The following is a 15,369-nucleotide window of genomic DNA, read 5'->3' as shown; positions in this document are numbered from 1 at the left end:
AGTGAGGCTGAGCAGATGATTTACTCCAGATCGAGCAAAAAAAGTCTTTACTAACAGTTAAATTCTCTCATAAAAACTTCATTAACGTTGAGCATGACGGGGCAGAAGGCTGATTGTAAAAATCTTTTTTGCAGCTTACGTCAACTGCGAAACTCGATTTCCCGACAATCAAAAACAACAATTTCAAAAGCCAAGCACTAGGGAATATGACATGAACAAAAAAATTCAATTTGCCATCGCCGGTCTAACTGCCGGTATCGCTCTTGCATCCATCACCACTACTGCTCAAGCCCAAGAAAAGTGGACCATGACCACCACTTGGCCGGACAACTTGGCGCTGATCGAAATCGATCGCCATTGGGTTGAGCTGGCCAACAAGCTGACCGGTGATGAGTTGGAAATCAACTTCCGTGCCGGCGGCACCTTGATGCCCGGCACCGAAGTGTTTGATGCCACCGAAACCGGCAGCATTGAAGCCTCCGGTGATTGGCCCGGTTATTGGGCAGGCCGCAGCCCCGCCTTCTCGCCGCTCGCCACCACCACCAGCCTGTTCAACGGCGTGGATTATCTGAACTGGATTCAACAATGGGGTGGTTTCGAGCTGTACCAAGAAGTTTACGGCAAGTACAACATGGTTTACCTGCCGTACGGGATCACCAATAACGAGTCTGGTTTCATGGGTCGTACCCCCATCAAAAACCTAGCGGACCTCAAAGGCAAACGCATCCGTCTTTCCGGACGTGACCAGGGGCGCGTTCTGGAGGAGCTCGGCGGCTCACAGGTCACCCTCGCCGGCGGTGAGATTTACCAGGCTATCGAGCGCGGCGTGATCGACGCCGGTGAATTTTCCACGCCGGGCGTCGACTACGCGGCCGGCTTTGCTGAAGTGGCGGAATACTGGGCCACACCCGGCTGGCACCAGTCTGCCAGCGTATTCGGTGTCATGATCAACAAAGATGCCTGGAACGCACTTTCTAAAGAAACCCAAGAGAAGCTGAAGATTGCGGCTGACGCCACTCTGGCCTGGTCACTTTCCTGGTCCGAACGCGGATCCACCGAAGGCACCATCAAGTTCCAGGAAGCCGGTGTCGAAATCAACCAGTTCTCCGAGGAAGACCTGGCACGCATACAGGACATCACCAATGAGGTGATCGTTCGCGGGGCCTGTGAAGATAAGATGCACGCCAAGGTTTACTATTCCATGATCAGCTACATGGAGCATTACGCTAACTGGCGTGATCTTACCGCACCGTTCAACATGAGCCGCACCATCGACAATCTGCCCTCTCTGAAAGAAATCGAAGCCTGCCTTTAAGGCATTCACCGCCGTCTCGATGCCTCGCATCGGGGCGGCTTTTTGGTATTGATTGCGGAGTTTCTCCATGAATGCAATTGCCAATGCGATCGATACGCTCAATGACGTTTTCGGGCGAATCATTGCGCCACTGATTGCGATTATCACACTCATCGTTCTTTATGATATTGGATTGCGCTTTTTCACCGATCGCCCCAGCGATTGGGCTTTCGACATCACCAAGATGCTGTTCGGCGCCCATTTTATGTTAATGGCGGCTTACGGGCTGCGCCATCACGTTCACGTCGAAGTCGACGTGATCAAACGGCTGCTTTCACGCAGGAAGCAGGCGGTGTTAGACGTTATCGGTTATTTGATTTTCTTCACACCCTTTATGTGGATGCTGATAAGCCTCGGCTGGAGCTTCTTTATGCGTTCATTCAGCCGCGGCGAAACCACCTATGGCATGGTATCGATTCCTGTTTACCCCATTAAAGGCGTCATATTCGTTACCGCGGTATTGATCCTGCTGCAGGGTATCGCGATCTTCATTCGGGCTGTTCAACAACTGCGGGAGGAGCGAGTATGAATTTAAGCCCGGAAATGCTCACCCTGGTTATGTTCGCCGGATTGATAGTGGGCCTGTTTATGGGCCACCCCCTAGCGTTTGTGCTGGGTGGCGTGGCGGTCGTCGGTGCCCTTGTAGGGCCCGGCCTGAATGTGATGGGTACGCTGATCAACAACATCTATGGTAATGCCATGGATAATTACGTGCTGGTGGCAATCCCGTTATTTGTATTGATGGCGAGGTTTTTGAACGACTCGGGAGTCACCGAGAAAATGTTCGATGCCATGCGCCTGTTATTGGCCAATCTGCGTGGCGGCCTGGCATTGACGGTGGTTATAGTTTCTGTGCTATTGGCTGCAACCACCGGCATCGTGGGCGCCTCGATAGCTGTGATGGGCATGATCGCCCTTGTGCCTATGCTCAAGTATGGCTACAACAAGGAACTGAGTGCCGGCGTTATTATGGCCAGCGGCTGCCTGGGCATACTGATCCCGCCCAGCATCATGCTGATCCTGATGGCCAGTTACTCACCGGTGTCGGTAGGGGCTCTATTTGCGGGCGCCTTGGTGCCGGGGTTGATTTTGGGGGTGATGTACGCACTTTACGTCCTGATCATCTGTCACCTCAAGCCCTCGTACGGCCCCAAGGTGCCGGCTGAAGAACGCGCCCAGACTAGCACCGGAGAACTGGTCATAATGCTGTTCAAGTACGTTCTTCCGCCCATGGCGTTGATACTTGGCGTATTAGGGGCATTGTTCACCGGTATCGCAACGGCCACGGAAGCCTCAGCTATCGGCGTATTCATTGCCTTTTTGCTGTTCATGATTTTCGGGGATCGCAAACTCAAGACCTGCTACAACACCCTAATCGATGCCAGCAAGACCACCACTATGGTCATGCTGGTACTGGTAGGAGCCACGGCCTTCACCGGGGTTTTCTCCCGGGGCGGCGGCATGAGCGTAATCAGCGACCTGGTGTTAGCCATGCCCGGCGGCACCACGGGAGCGTTGATTCTGATGCTTTTTCTTGTATTCATTCTGGGTATGTTCCTCGACTGGACCGGCATCGTGTTGCTCAGCTTCCCGATCATGCTGCCCATCGTCGAGGCCATGGGAGTGGATATGCTGTGGTTCGTGGTCATGGTCGCAGTGGTACTGCAAACCTCGTTCCTGACGCCGCCATTCGGCTACGCCTTGTTCTATTTGAAGGGGGTGGCACCGCCGGGAGTGGAAATTGTCGACCTGTACAAAGCGGTAATTCCGTTCGTGGCCTTGATCATATTGGCCTGTGTTCTGCTGGCAATCTTCCCCTGGTTGATTACCGGTTTACCGGCCATCATGTTGGGTTGATCTCTTTTGAATGGGGCTAGCCCCATTCAGGTTGAAAACCACAACGCCCGCCATTCAACATGGCGGGCGTTGTGGTTTTGAGTTCAACGATTTAGGACGCCCCTCCGGCAGCGGTATCAGCCCGCCAGCTCCTGCAATAACACCCGCAGGCGGCTCATTCCGGCGACCACTTGTGCAGGATCGCCCCTCAGGCTCAGCTCCACCTCGCGCCGACCGTCTGCATGTGGCAGGCAGGCCAGGCGCAAATCCGGATACTCCGCCAGCAGTAACTCCATCAATGGAATCAGCGGCCCTTCCGACGTATCGGTCAGCACCAGGGTCTGGCTCACGGTGCGATTGGCCGCCTGGTAGTCGACGTAATCATGGTCCAGCACCCATTCCACCATCGGCCAGGCCATTCTGGGAAAGCCGGGTACAAAATGATGGCGATGGGTGGCGAAACCGGGAATGCCGTTGATTGGATTAGGAATAATTCGGCTGCCGACTGGGAATTCCCCCATGCGCAGGTGCAATGAATTCAACCGTGAGCCCAGTTGTAACCGAATTTCCGCCTCGGCTTCCGGGTGCAGTGCAAGGCCTATCCCCAGAGCCGCGGCCGCGCACTGGCGGGTCAAGTCGTCCGGAGTCGCACCTATGCCGCCGAAGCTGAACACCACGTCCGGGCTGGCGAAGGTTTGCGCTAGTGTTTGGGTGATCAGCTCACTGTCATCCGCAATGGTGCGCACCCAAGACAACTCCAGCCCGCGTTCTTCAAACCGCGGAATCATGGCGGCCAGATGGGCGTCCTGCTTGCGGCCGTTCAACAGCTCGTCACCGATGAGAATCAGACCGAAACGGGATATGGGTGTGCTATTCATCATGACTCCTAGAGGGCGATTCAGCGCAGGTAGCTCTCAAGCGCGAACACATGGGGGTCATCGTCACCCAGTGCTCGCAACGCGGTGGCCAGGTTCAGAAGATAATCACGATTACGACCGCTGGGGCCTTCAGAGGCCGCGATCTGCCTGGCGATGTCCGCATCGTCAGCAGGGCCGAGGAAAGCGGCGTTATCTTCAGTGGCAATATACACCAAGCCATCTTCGCGAGTGCCATCCGCAAACATCATCGGAGTGGCAAATCGCAGATAGCCATTTTTTTCCCGCACATCCAGGTGCGCAAAAACGTCAGGCGAGACCCGGTAAGCCATACCTTTGCAGCAAACGTTGGGCGCTTCGATCAGGGTGACCACGCGGCCAGGCGCATCAGGCGTACCTCGGTGATCGTGGGACCCCTGCCAGAACCGACGAGCCCAACCTTCAATGGCTGCCGGGCGCTGCTCCAGAAAGGGAAAGTCGACTTTGTAGATAAGCGAGCCATAACCAAACAGCCATACCGACTCTAACCCATCAAAGCAGTATCGCCGGCGGTTATGTTCGGTGGTGTCAAAAGACATAAATGCTGTGTCCTTTACTTTGATGCGGCCATTGCAACTTTTCGTGCGCGTAGCCAGCCCTGCACCCGCATCCAGCCCATCAGCCATAAGGTCGCCACGCCAAAACCAAGAAGTGTGCCCATATTCAGGCCCAGGCTGTCGTAAGTCAGCGAGATGACCAAAGCGTAGCAAAGAAGCGAACCCAGGCCTGCAGGGTAGTGCTTGATCACCGCGGCTACCGTGGCTCGCCCGTGGGTCAGGTGCAGAATTACGAGGAAGGGATACATGGTCACCGGAAAAGCGGCCATAACGCCGGCCCAGGCAGGGGGCAACACATGGGCCAGCCCCGTGATCACAAAAATGATGCCCGCAGCAAGACCAGAACGCAACGCCAGCGCTGGCCATGAGAGGCTACGGCGGGCGCCAACCGCCACATCAGGCACCCGGCGATAAAGGCGAACAAATATCAGAATGGCGACGAAGGTGGTCAATGTGCCGGTGATTCGGTTGAAGTCGATACTGGTCAGTACCAGGCTGGTCAACAGCCAGGCCAGAATACCCAGGGCTGTACCACTGAGAACACCTGCCAGGCCGTCGCGCCTGGCGCCCAGCAGATAGCCCCCGCTCAGTGCCAGGGTAGCCGAGAACCCCGCAAGCGTGTGCACCGCGCTTTCAGTGGCAAAGGCCGGAGAAATCTCAAGGCCGATGAAATACAGGGCGATGGCCGTGCCCAGCGGATAGCCCGCCAGCATCCCGGCCATGCGCGCGCTCACACGCTCAGCCACCAGCGACAGCCCCAGCACAATACCAATCGAAATAACCAACTTGGCCAGCTGCCAGCTCAGCGGAACATCCATTATCTGTACATCCTGTTGACTGATTGAAGCCCGTGATAGTAAATCAAATTGGAACGTCTATCGTTAACTTTGGTAATGTTCTGGCCTCAGGCTATCGCGGAGAAATGCGTTGAACATGGACATAGTCACACAAACAAGCCCTTCGTCAGGCAACTTTGCCTTTCTGGCAGAACACGACGCTTTGTTTGTGGAACTTGCCACAGCCGCCGAACGCGCTTTCTCAAGCGACCCCAACACCACCCTGATAAAACTGCGCCAGCTGGGCGAAGCCCTGGCCCAGCACCTGGCTGCGCTGTCCGGTATCGAGTTTGACCAACAAACCAGCCAGTCTGATTTGCTGTATCGCCTGCAACGCGAACTTCGTTTAGAACCCCAGATTAAAGAGCTGTTCCATACCCTGCGGGTTGAGGGCAACAAGGCCACCCATCAGTTTCGCACCCGCCACAAAGAAGCAATGGACGGCTTAAAGCTGGCCCGCGAACTGGCCATCTGGTTTCACCGTTCGCTCAGCAAAACCGGCACGGCGTTTAAGCCTGGCCCTTTTGCACCGCCCGCAGATCCCAGCGCGCAACTGTGCCAACTTCATAACGGCATCGAAAAACTCAGCCACGACTTACTGCAGGCCAACACCGAACTGGCCAGCAGCCAGCAGCTTAGCCAACTGGTAGAGCAGGAAAAAGCCTAATACGAAGCGCTAGCGCTGGCGATGGATGAAGAATCCCGCGGCCTGGCGGAACAGGCTCAGGGCCACGAACACGCACTAAAACAGCAGCAACAGACATACGAGCAAAAAATCCACGCCCTGCAGCTGCAACTTGCCAATCAAGGTGAAAACAGCGCCAAACAGCAGCGCCAACACGTGGCCAAGCAAACAAAGGCCGCCAGCGACACCTTGGTGTTAAGCGAAGAACTCACCCGCATCCTAATAGACCAACAACTGAACGAAGCCGGCTGGCAAGCCGACAGCCAGGAGCTCACCCACCAAAAAGGCACGCGCCCGGAACCTGGCGTAAACCGCGCCATCGCCGAATGGCCCACCCGCCATCAAGGCGCCAAGGGCAGGGCCGATTACGTGCTGTTCGCCGGCCTGACGCCGATCGCCGTGGTTGAAGCAAAAAAAGAAAACACCAACGTTGCCGGCAAAATTCGCCAAGCCGAGCGCTACAGCAAAGGCTTTAAAGTAGAACTGACGCTGATTGGCGCCTGGGCGCTGACCGGCCGCACTGTTGCCTGGCCCAGCGAAGACGACGGCCATTACATAGTGCCTTTTGTTTACTCCTGCAACGGCCGGCCCCATATCCCGCAGCTGGCCGAGCAGTGTGGCACCTGGTTTCGCGATACGCGCCACCCCAGCAACACCCGCCGTGCACTGCCAAAATTTCACACGCCAGGCGGCCTGCTGGATTTATTGGAGCGCGACCGGGAACAGGCCGAACAACAGCTGAAAACCGAGCCCTTCGGCTACCTGAAACTTCGTGGCTACCAGCAGAAAGCCATAATCGCGACAGAAAACGCGCTAAGCCAAGGCGTGCGCTCTGCATTACTGGCCATGGCCACCGGCACCGGAAAAACCCGCACCGTTATTGGCCTGATGTACCGCTTCCTGAAAGCCGAACGCTTCCACCGCATTCTGTTTCTGGTGGACCGCAGCGCCCTGGGCCAGCAAGCCATAGACGCCTTCAACGAAGCACCGCTGGAACAAAACCACACCCTCAGCAAAATCTACAACGTTGCCGAACTGGGCGATATGGCGGCCGAGGCCGAAACCCGCATTCAGGTCGCCACCGTGCAGGCCATGGTGAAGCGCATTTTTATGAGTGACCAGCCGCCGCCCATTGACCAGTTCGACTGCATTATCATCGACGAAGCCCACCGCGGTTACACACTCGATCAGGAAATGACCGAAGGCGAACTGGCCACCCGCGACGCCAGCCAGTACATTTCCAGCTACCGCCGCGTGCTGGACTATTTTGACGCGGTGAAAATCGCACTGACCGCAACCCCGGCCAAACACACCAGCGACATTTTCGGCAAACCCGTTTACACCTATTCCTACCGCGAAGCCGTGGCCGACGACTGGCTGATAGACCACGAACCACCTATCCGCTACGAAACCCTACTGACCCAGAACGGCATCCACTTTGAAAAAGGCAAACCGGTGGAGGTCATCAACACCCAGACCGGCGAAGTGGACACCACCGAACTGGAAGACGAGTTGAATTTCGAGGTAGACGCCTTTAACCGCCGAGTGATCAACGAGAACTTCAACCGGGTGATTTGCGAGCAGCTGGCGCAGGAGCTGGACCCCTTCGGCGACGAGAAAACCCTGATTTTCTGCGCCACCGACCTGCACGCCGATATGGTGAAACGCCTGCTGGATGACGCATTCAAAGAGCTCTACAACGGCGATTACCACCAAGCTGCGGTGGCCAAAATCACCGGCAAAAGCGACAAAGTGGATCAGCTAATTCGCCGTTATAAAAACGAACGTTATCCGTCTATCGCCATTACCGTAGACCTGCTGACCACCGGCATAGACGTGCCAACAATCTGCAATCTGGTGTTTATGCGCTGGGTGCGCTCGCGCATCCTGTACGAACAGATGGTGTTCCGCATTTACGACCCGGTGGACATCTACGCTGCACTGCAAGACGTCAGCACCATGAAGCCCTTGGTGAAAAATCCCGACATTACCCTGGAACAGCTTGCGGATGAGCTGACCGACCCGCAGAAACTGGAAACCGCGATGCATAGCCCTGGCGAGCAAAAAGGCGAAACCCAGGCCGACGTGGTGTTAAGCCAGCTCAGCCAGAAACTGATGCGTGTGCTGCGCAAAGCCGACAAAAAAGCCGAAAACCGCCCGGCTTTGAAACAGAAACTGGACGACCTGCACCAGCTCTGGGGCGTAGAACCCAAATCTTTGCACCAACACCTGAAACAACTCGGCCCGCGCCAGGCCGCGCAGTTTATTAACCAGCACAACGGCCTGCTAAACCAGTTAACCGAAGTGAAAATGCTGGAGGGCAGCGAACACATGCCGGTGCTGTCACACCACGAAGACGAAATCCGCGAGCGCAACCAAACCTACGGCACCCACAAACGCCCCGAAGACTACCTGGACGAGTTCAGCCAGTTCATCAGCAAACAACTCAACCAGTCAGCGGCCCTGTCCGTAATCGTCAACAAACCCCGCGACCTCACCCGTCAGCAGCTGCGCGAAGTAAAACTGCTGCTAGACAACCACGGCTACTCCGAAGCCCACCTGCAAAGCGCCGTGCGCAAACAGACCAACAAAGACATAGCCGCCAGCATTATCGGCCACATCCGCCGTGCCGCCCTGGGCGAGGCGCTGATTCCCTTCGAACAGCGCGTGGCACACGCCATAGACAACATCTACACCCGCCACAGCTGGACCCCCGCCCAGCGCAAATGGCTGGACCGCCTGGCCAAACAACTGGTGCACGAAGTGATCATTGACCGCGACTTCGTCAACAACCGCTTCGCCGAAGACGGCGGCGCCAAACGCATGGACAAAGTACTGGGGGATCAGCTGGACGTGGTGCTGGAGGAGTTGAATGACGCCATGTGGCCGGAGCGCACGGCATAACAGGGCTGTGTTTATATAACATCGACATGTCGGCAATCTGTGTCGATTTCTTGCGCTTTTTTCGACATAGATAATTGCTATGTTTACCGCATAAACATAGACTGCCAAAAACGCATATCTATGTCGAAATTTTCAAGGAATTTGAACATGTTCTGGCGAACGGATCTGCCTAACAATCAGTTACCTCCTCTTCCTCCTGCCGAAGAAGCAACGGAGACTCTCAGTATCTTAAAAGCCTGCATTCCTGCCCGGGCCGCTCTGGCTGAACTTAAACAGGCCGGGGAACTTATTTCGAATCAATCGCTGCTTGTAAATCTGCTGTCACTGCTAGAAGCAAAAGACAGTTCCGAGATCGAGAGCATCGTTACCACCACCGATAAGCTGTTTCAGTATTCCCAGGAAGATCAAGGAGCCGACCCCGCCACAAAAGAGGCACTCCGATACCGAAAAGCACTTTACGAAGGCTTCATACATCTTCAACGGAGGCCCTTGTGCTCAAGCACCACTACTGAAATATGCAGCACCCTGAAAGGTGTAGACATGGATGTTCGCAAAGCACCCGGGACCATTATTGGTGCTCAGGCGACCGGTGAAACCATCTACACTCCTCCCGTTGGAGAGACCGTTATTCGCAACCTGCTCACCAACTGGGAGAACTACCTGCATTCGGACAATGACACGGATCCGCTGGTCAAAATGGCCATCAGCCATTACCAGTTCGAAGCCATTCACCCATTCCACGATGGCAATGGACGAACAGGCCGCATCGTCAATGTGCTGTACCTGATCGAACAGCAGCTACTCACACTGCCCATTCTCTACCTGAGCCGCTACATCGTTCAGCACAAAAACGATTACTATCGCCTGCTGACTCAGGTTACCCGCACCGGAGAATGGCAGGAGTGGATTATCTTCATGCTCAAGGGCGTGGAGCAGGTATCCACTTGGACCTGCGCCAAAATTGCGGCCATGCGACGGCTGATCGCCCAAACAGAGGATTACGTCAAACAGCAGTTGCCTAAGCTGTATAGCCACGAATTAGTGCAGACTATTTTCGAACAGCCCTATTGCCGCATCAGCAACCTTGTTGATAAAGGCATTGCCAAACGGCAAACGGCCTCAAATTACCTGAAACAACTCGTTGAAATTGGCGTGTTACAGGAAAAAACGGCTGGCAACGAGAAGCTGTTTCTTAACCCGCGCCTTCTGCAACTGATGGCCAGCGACAGCAACGAACTGCAGCCTTACCACTGAATTCAGCAACGCTGGGAGCATCTTGATGCCACAACGATGCGCGCTTGATATAATCCAATCAAAAGCGCAGAATCAACGAAATTATGTTGAATTCAGGAAAATATGATAAATAATCTGAGTTTCAGGAACTTCTATAGCTTCGCTGATGACACAGTCATAGACTTTGGTTTGGGCAAAAAGCCTACCCCGTCTGGTTATGACATAACGGTTGAAGACGAACGCTATAACAAAGCCATTGCCGTAGTTGGGGCCAACGGTTCCGGCAAAACCCAGTTTCTTAAACCACTGGCATTTCTGCGTTGGTTTGTATCTGAATCTTTTCTCGGGTCAGCCCCGGAGCACACCATCCCTTTCGCGCCGCACCGGTTGCACAGCGATAAAACCAGTTATTTTGAACTGGAATTCAGGCTAAAAGGTATCGATTACCGCTACCAACTGGAGCTGACCCAGAAAGAAGTCCTTTCGGAAGCGCTGTATGAAAAAACCAGCTCCCAGTTCAGCTATCTGTTCAAACGTCAGAAAACAGAGCATGGGTACAATTTCAAGCAGAAAGGTTTTCCTTTTTCAAAACCCCAGGCTGAAAAGCTGCGCGGTAATGCCTCACTGTTAGCTGCCGCTCATAGTTATGACGTATCCGAAGCACAACCCTTTATTGAATTTTTTAGCTCCATTGAATCGAATGTTATTAGCTCAGGGCGTCGTCCTTTTCAGCATGGCGCCATCATAGAAGCCGCTGAAAAATTTCAGAAAGCGCCCGCGCTGCTCGAACAGATGTCCATTGCCATGAGCAAGTTTGACCTGGGCCTGAACAACGTGGAAATACGAAAGCTGACAGGCCATGATGACAACGGCAATGAGGAGCAGATATTTGTTCCCTTCGGTGTGCACAAAACTAAAAATGGGCAAAGCTTTGAGCTGCCATTCTTCGAAGAGTCCAGTGGGACTCAGTCCGCCTTTGTGTTACTTGGCCCGATACTGAAAACTCTTCAGCATGGCGGAGTTGCCGTAATCGATGAGCTGGATAACGACCTACACCCACACTTGGTTCCACACCTTCTTGAGTGGTTCGAGTTTGAGCACAGCAACCCACATCAGGCACAACTCATTTTCACCTGCCACACGCCTGAAGTGCTGAACCTGCTGCAAAAACATCAGGTATATCTGGTGGAAAAGCGCGATCAGAACAGCGAAGCCTGGCGTCTGGATGACGTGGCTGGACTGCGCGCCGACGACAATCTTTACGCAAAATATATGGCAGGGGCCCTTGGCGCCACCCCGGAGCTTTGACCCCATGGCAAGGAAACGCACACTGCGAAACCGGAATCGCCAAGCCAGCAAAACCACACTGCTGATTGTGGGGGAAGGGCCGGACGATCAAGCCTTTATAAAACACATGGATCAACAGTTTCGGGCTGACAATACTGGCGTAAAACCAACCATAGAAAAGCAATCCGGCGGTTCACCTGGCAACATCATCACCAACGCCGCCAGAAAATATGAGCACCGGTCCTTTGACCTCAGATTCTTTCTGCTGGACTCAGACATTCCGATCAGCCAACAGGATTACGACAAAGCCAGAAAATACGGTTACCGCATTATTCTCTGGGCACCGGTTTGTCTGGAAGGCGCGTTACTGGACGTTTTGGGTGAAAATGTAGACGGAATTGATCTCGCTACGGCATTAAAAAGGAGGCTCCACCCCCTTCTCAACGGACCCCATACGGACTGTAAATCGTATGCTCAACTCTTCCCCAAAACGCTTCTCGAAAAGACATCCAATGAATCGGTAACGTCTGTGAAGACGGCTCTGGTTAACGAACCAAACTGAATAAACACCCCTTACCAAAATAACCAGACACGTTAATTTAACTTCTGATCCAACTTGAAACAGTGAGCTCCAATGACCAACAACAGCATCGTCCAGAAACTCTGGAACCTCTGCGACGTTTTAAAAGACGACGGTATTAACTACTCCGATTACGTCACCGAACTGGTGTTATTGCTGTTTCTGAAAATGGTGCACGAGAGTACCGAAGCCGGCACCCTGAAAAAGCACCCGCTGCCAGAACGCTGCCGCTGGAGCGACCTGAACGGTAAGTCTGGCATTAACCTGCTGAACGACTACAAACGCATCCTGCTTAGCCTGTCCACCGGCCGCGACGGCGATGGCACTCTGGTGCATGACGACGCGCTCATCAGCGCCATCTACGCCGATGCCCAAACCCGACTGCGCGAACCCCGGCACCTGGAACAAATGATTAAAACCCTGGACCAGATCGACTGGTTCAGCGCCCAGAAAGACGGCCTGGGTGACCTTTACGAAGGCCTGCTGGAAAAAAACGCCAACGAAACAAAATCCGGCGCCGGCCAGTATTTCACCCCCCGCGCGCTGATTAATTCCATGGTGCGCTGCCTGAAACCCAGGCACGGTGAAATCATCCAAGACCCGGCCGCGGGCACCGCAGGATTTCTGACCACCGCCCACGAATACATCAAAAACCAAACCGACGACCTGTACGATCTGACCGACCAACAAAAAGTCTTCCAGACCACCCGCGCCTACGTGGGCATAGAACTGGTGCCCGGCACCCGCCGCCTGGCACTGATGAACTGCCTGTTGCACGGATTGGAGGGCAGCGAAGAAGGCGTGGTGCACTTGGGCAACGCTCTGGGCCTTACAGGCTCGGGCTTGGCCAAAGCCGATGTGATTCTGGCTAACCCGCCGTTTGGCACCTCAAAAGGCGGCGACGCCAGCATTACCCGTGACGACCTCACTTACAAAACCAGCAATAAACAACTCGTATTCCTTCAACACATATATCGCAATCTCAAGCCCGGTGGCCGTGCAGCGGTTGTATTGCCAGACAACGTGCTGTTTGAAGCCGGCGTAGGTGCCGACGTGCGCCGCGCACCTGATGCACAAGTGCAATCTGCACACCATACTGCGCCTGCCCACCGGCATCTTTTACGCCCAGGGCGTGAAAACCAATGTGTTGTTTTTCACCAAAGGCAGCGCCACAGACAAATATCAAGAACAGAACTGCACCCAAAATGTGTGGGTGTACGACCTGCGCACCAACATGCCCAGCTTCGGCAAACGAACGCCTTTTGGCGAGCAGCACCTGAAACCCTTTGAAGCCGTTTATGGCGAAGACCCCAACGGCCAAAGCCCGCGCCAAGAAGGCGAATGGAGCTTCCACGCCGACAACATCGAACTGCCAGCGGAAACCAAAGCCACCGAAGAAAACCACGGCGTGAACGAGCGCATGTTGCACAGCCGCTGGCGCTGTTTTTCGCGCCAGTGGATTACCGACAGCAAAGGCGACTCGCTGGACATTTCATGGCTGAAAGACAGCGACAGTGTGTACGCGGCGAATTTGCCGGAGCCGAGCGTGCTGGCGGGAGAGGCGATGAGTGAGTTGGTGCTAGCGCTGGGGGAACTGGATGGATTGATGCGGGAGTTGGGGGCTGGGGATGAGGCAGATGGGGCACGGGTACTTCTTCATGAAGTATTGGGCGAGGTAAAGTAATGGCAATACTAGGGCTACCCAAGGAATGGCTGCAAATACAGCTTGGCAATGTCGTTCCCTATGGCAAAGCCCATAAGTGCATACTCGCAGATGTGAGCGATAACACTTGGGTTCTGGAGCTTGAGGACGTTGAAAAAGAAAGCTCTCGCATAGTCAGCCGGAAAACAGCCAAAGAGCGGCCATTCAAAAGCGCAAAAAATCGGTTTGAGAAAGGTAATATCCTCTATGGCAAACTGCGCCCCTATCTGAATAAAGTCGTCGTTGCCGATAGTGCCGGCGTTTGTACCACGGAAATTATTCCTTTGGATGCTGAGCCATTCGTACTTAATCGGTATCTATTCCATTGGCTCAAAACCCAAGATTTCCTGACTTATGTTAATGAAGTTAGTTATGGCGTAAATATGCCAAGACTGGGCACCAAAGATGGGTTGGCGGCACCATTTATACTGGTTCCCCTCGTCGAACAAAAAATTATCGCCGACAAACTCGACACCCTGCTGGCCCAAGTGGAAAACACCAAAGCCCGCCTCGAACACATCCCAAAAATCCTCAAACGCTTCCGCCAGTCCGTGCTAGCTGCGGCGGTTAGTGGGCGGTTGACGGAGGAATGGCGGGCTACGAACTGTCCAGTTAAAATTGACACCAAAAAAGTTGCAGATAAGTTATTCGAAGAAGGTTTTACATGTGGTAATTTTGGACGCAAATCAGATCGAGCATCACAGATCACAAATGGCGAGCTGGACCTCATCATTAATCACATCGAAGCATGGCCAGTTATCAGAGTGGGTGAGCTTTGTGCCTGTATAGTACCGAATCGAGATAAGCCAAAGTCGTTTAGCGGTGGCTACCATTGGTTATTAACGCAGCATTTTAAAGAAAGTGACGTTCATATTGATTATAATGGTGTTGAACTCGGACTAAGTAGCCAAGAGGTTATTGATTCCAAAGCTAAAATAATACCTGAAGAGCACGTTGTGATGACGTGTGTTGGTCGTCTTGGGCTGTCGGCTATCATAACGGAACCATGTGTTATAAATCAGCAACTTCATGCTTTCGAAGTAAGTTATTATATCCTTCCAGAATATCTTGCTTACTGCATTCGCGCGAACAAAACATTTTACGAAGCACGATCAACCTCGACAACGATTAGTTATCTTAACAAAGCAGCCTGCAACTCCTTGCCAATACCATTGCCAACAGTTACTGAACAAACAGAAATCGTCCGCCACGTAGAACAACTCTTCGCCTACGCCGACACCATCGAAAAACAAGCCAACAACGCCCTGGCGCGGGTCAACAATCTGGCCCAATCTATCCTCGCCAAAGCCTTCCGCGGCGAACTCACCGAGCAATGGCGCAAAGACAACCCCGAGCTAATCAGCGGCGACAACAGTGCAGAGGCGCTGCTGGAAAGAATCAAAGCGGAGCGGGCGGCTATTAAGCCTGTAAAAAAAACCCACAAAAAAGTATCGTCGTGACATAGGGCGGCGCCTGCAGGC

12 protein-coding genes and 1 pseudogene are annotated in these 15,369 nt (G+C 53.9%); 10 read left to right on the top strand and 3 right to left on the bottom strand.

Features of this window, described 5'->3' with window-relative positions; all coding sequences use genetic code 11:
* The first annotated feature begins 211 nt into the window (after positions 1-211).
* From dctP to MIH18_RS13375, 3 genes are all read left to right on the top strand, one after another.
* Entirely contained in the window at positions 212-1,315 is a 1,104-nt protein-coding gene (dctP, locus tag MIH18_RS13385; protein ID WP_249012597.1) for a TRAP transporter substrate-binding protein DctP, read from the top strand.
* 67 nt (positions 1,316-1,382) lie between these two features.
* Positions 1,383-1,883, top strand: coding sequence for a TRAP transporter small permease subunit (locus MIH18_RS13380; RefSeq protein ID WP_249012596.1), 501 nt, complete (start codon positions 1,383-1,385; stop codon positions 1,881-1,883).
* Entirely contained in the window at positions 1,880-3,211 is a 1,332-nt protein-coding gene (locus MIH18_RS13375; RefSeq protein ID WP_249006986.1) for a TRAP transporter large permease subunit, read from the top strand. The genes MIH18_RS13380 and MIH18_RS13375 overlap by 4 nt, the downstream gene beginning before the upstream one ends.
* A 116-nt stretch (positions 3,212-3,327) precedes the next feature.
* Here MIH18_RS13375 and MIH18_RS13370 read toward each other — a convergent pair whose 3' ends face one another.
* Genes MIH18_RS13370 through MIH18_RS13360 form a run of 3 tightly spaced genes read right to left on the bottom strand, consistent with a single transcriptional unit; the run spans position 3,328 to position 5,479 of the window.
* Positions 3,328-4,068, bottom strand: a complete 741-nt coding sequence (locus MIH18_RS13370; RefSeq protein WP_249012595.1) for a molybdopterin-binding protein — start codon at positions 4,066-4,068, stop codon at positions 3,328-3,330.
* Positions 4,069-4,088: 20 nt separating this feature from the next.
* The gene (locus tag MIH18_RS13365) at positions 4,089-4,643 is read right to left on the bottom strand and encodes a gamma-glutamylcyclotransferase (protein WP_249006984.1); all 555 of its coding nucleotides are present in this window, start codon (positions 4,641-4,643) and stop codon (positions 4,089-4,091) included.
* Positions 4,644-4,657: 14 nt separating this feature from the next.
* A complete protein-coding gene (locus MIH18_RS13360) occupies positions 4,658-5,479 on the bottom strand; it encodes a hypothetical protein (protein WP_249006983.1) in 822 nt (273 codons plus the stop codon).
* A 115-nt stretch (positions 5,480-5,594) separates the two neighbouring features.
* Here MIH18_RS13360 and MIH18_RS24050 point away from each other — a divergent pair, with 115 nt between their 5' ends.
* The 7 genes and pseudogenes from MIH18_RS24050 to MIH18_RS13330 all read left to right on the top strand — a co-directional run bounded on the left by MIH18_RS24050 (position 5,595) and on the right by MIH18_RS13330 (position 15,348).
* Positions 5,595-6,164 carry a DUF4145 domain-containing protein gene (locus tag MIH18_RS24050; RefSeq protein WP_349293790.1) on the top strand — a complete coding sequence of 190 codons (570 nt, stop codon included), beginning with the start codon at positions 5,595-5,597 and terminating at the stop codon, positions 6,162-6,164.
* Between the two features lie 21 nt (positions 6,165-6,185).
* Positions 6,186-9,086, top strand: coding sequence for a type I restriction-modification system endonuclease (gene hsdR, locus MIH18_RS13355; protein WP_349293789.1), 2,901 nt, complete (start codon positions 6,186-6,188; stop codon positions 9,084-9,086).
* 147 nt (positions 9,087-9,233) lie between these two features.
* Complete coding sequence (locus MIH18_RS13350) at positions 9,234-10,340, top strand: protein adenylyltransferase Fic (RefSeq protein WP_249012594.1); 1,107 nt, start codon at positions 9,234-9,236, stop codon at positions 10,338-10,340.
* Positions 10,341-10,442: 102 nt separating this feature from the next.
* The gene (locus MIH18_RS13345; protein ID WP_249006980.1) at positions 10,443-11,627 is read left to right on the top strand and encodes an ATP-binding protein; all 1,185 of its coding nucleotides are present in this window, start codon (positions 10,443-10,445) and stop codon (positions 11,625-11,627) included.
* Positions 11,628-11,631: 4 nt separating this feature from the next.
* A complete protein-coding gene (locus MIH18_RS13340; protein ID WP_249012593.1) occupies positions 11,632-12,168 on the top strand; it encodes a hypothetical protein in 537 nt (178 codons plus the stop codon).
* Between the two features lie 72 nt (positions 12,169-12,240).
* Positions 12,241-13,870, top strand: a pseudogene (locus MIH18_RS13335) (N-6 DNA methylase).
* Complete coding sequence (locus MIH18_RS13330) at positions 13,870-15,348, top strand: restriction endonuclease subunit S (RefSeq protein ID WP_249006977.1); 1,479 nt, start codon at positions 13,870-13,872, stop codon at positions 15,346-15,348. The pseudogene MIH18_RS13335 and the gene MIH18_RS13330 overlap by 1 nt, the downstream one beginning before the upstream one ends.
* The last annotated feature ends 21 nt before the right edge of the window (positions 15,349-15,369 follow it).

Source organism: Marinobacter sp. M3C (assembly GCF_023311895.1).
In the GTDB taxonomy this organism is placed as follows: Bacteria; Pseudomonadota; Gammaproteobacteria; order Pseudomonadales; family Oleiphilaceae; genus Marinobacter.
This window is presented reverse-complemented; position numbering and strand designations above follow the sequence as displayed.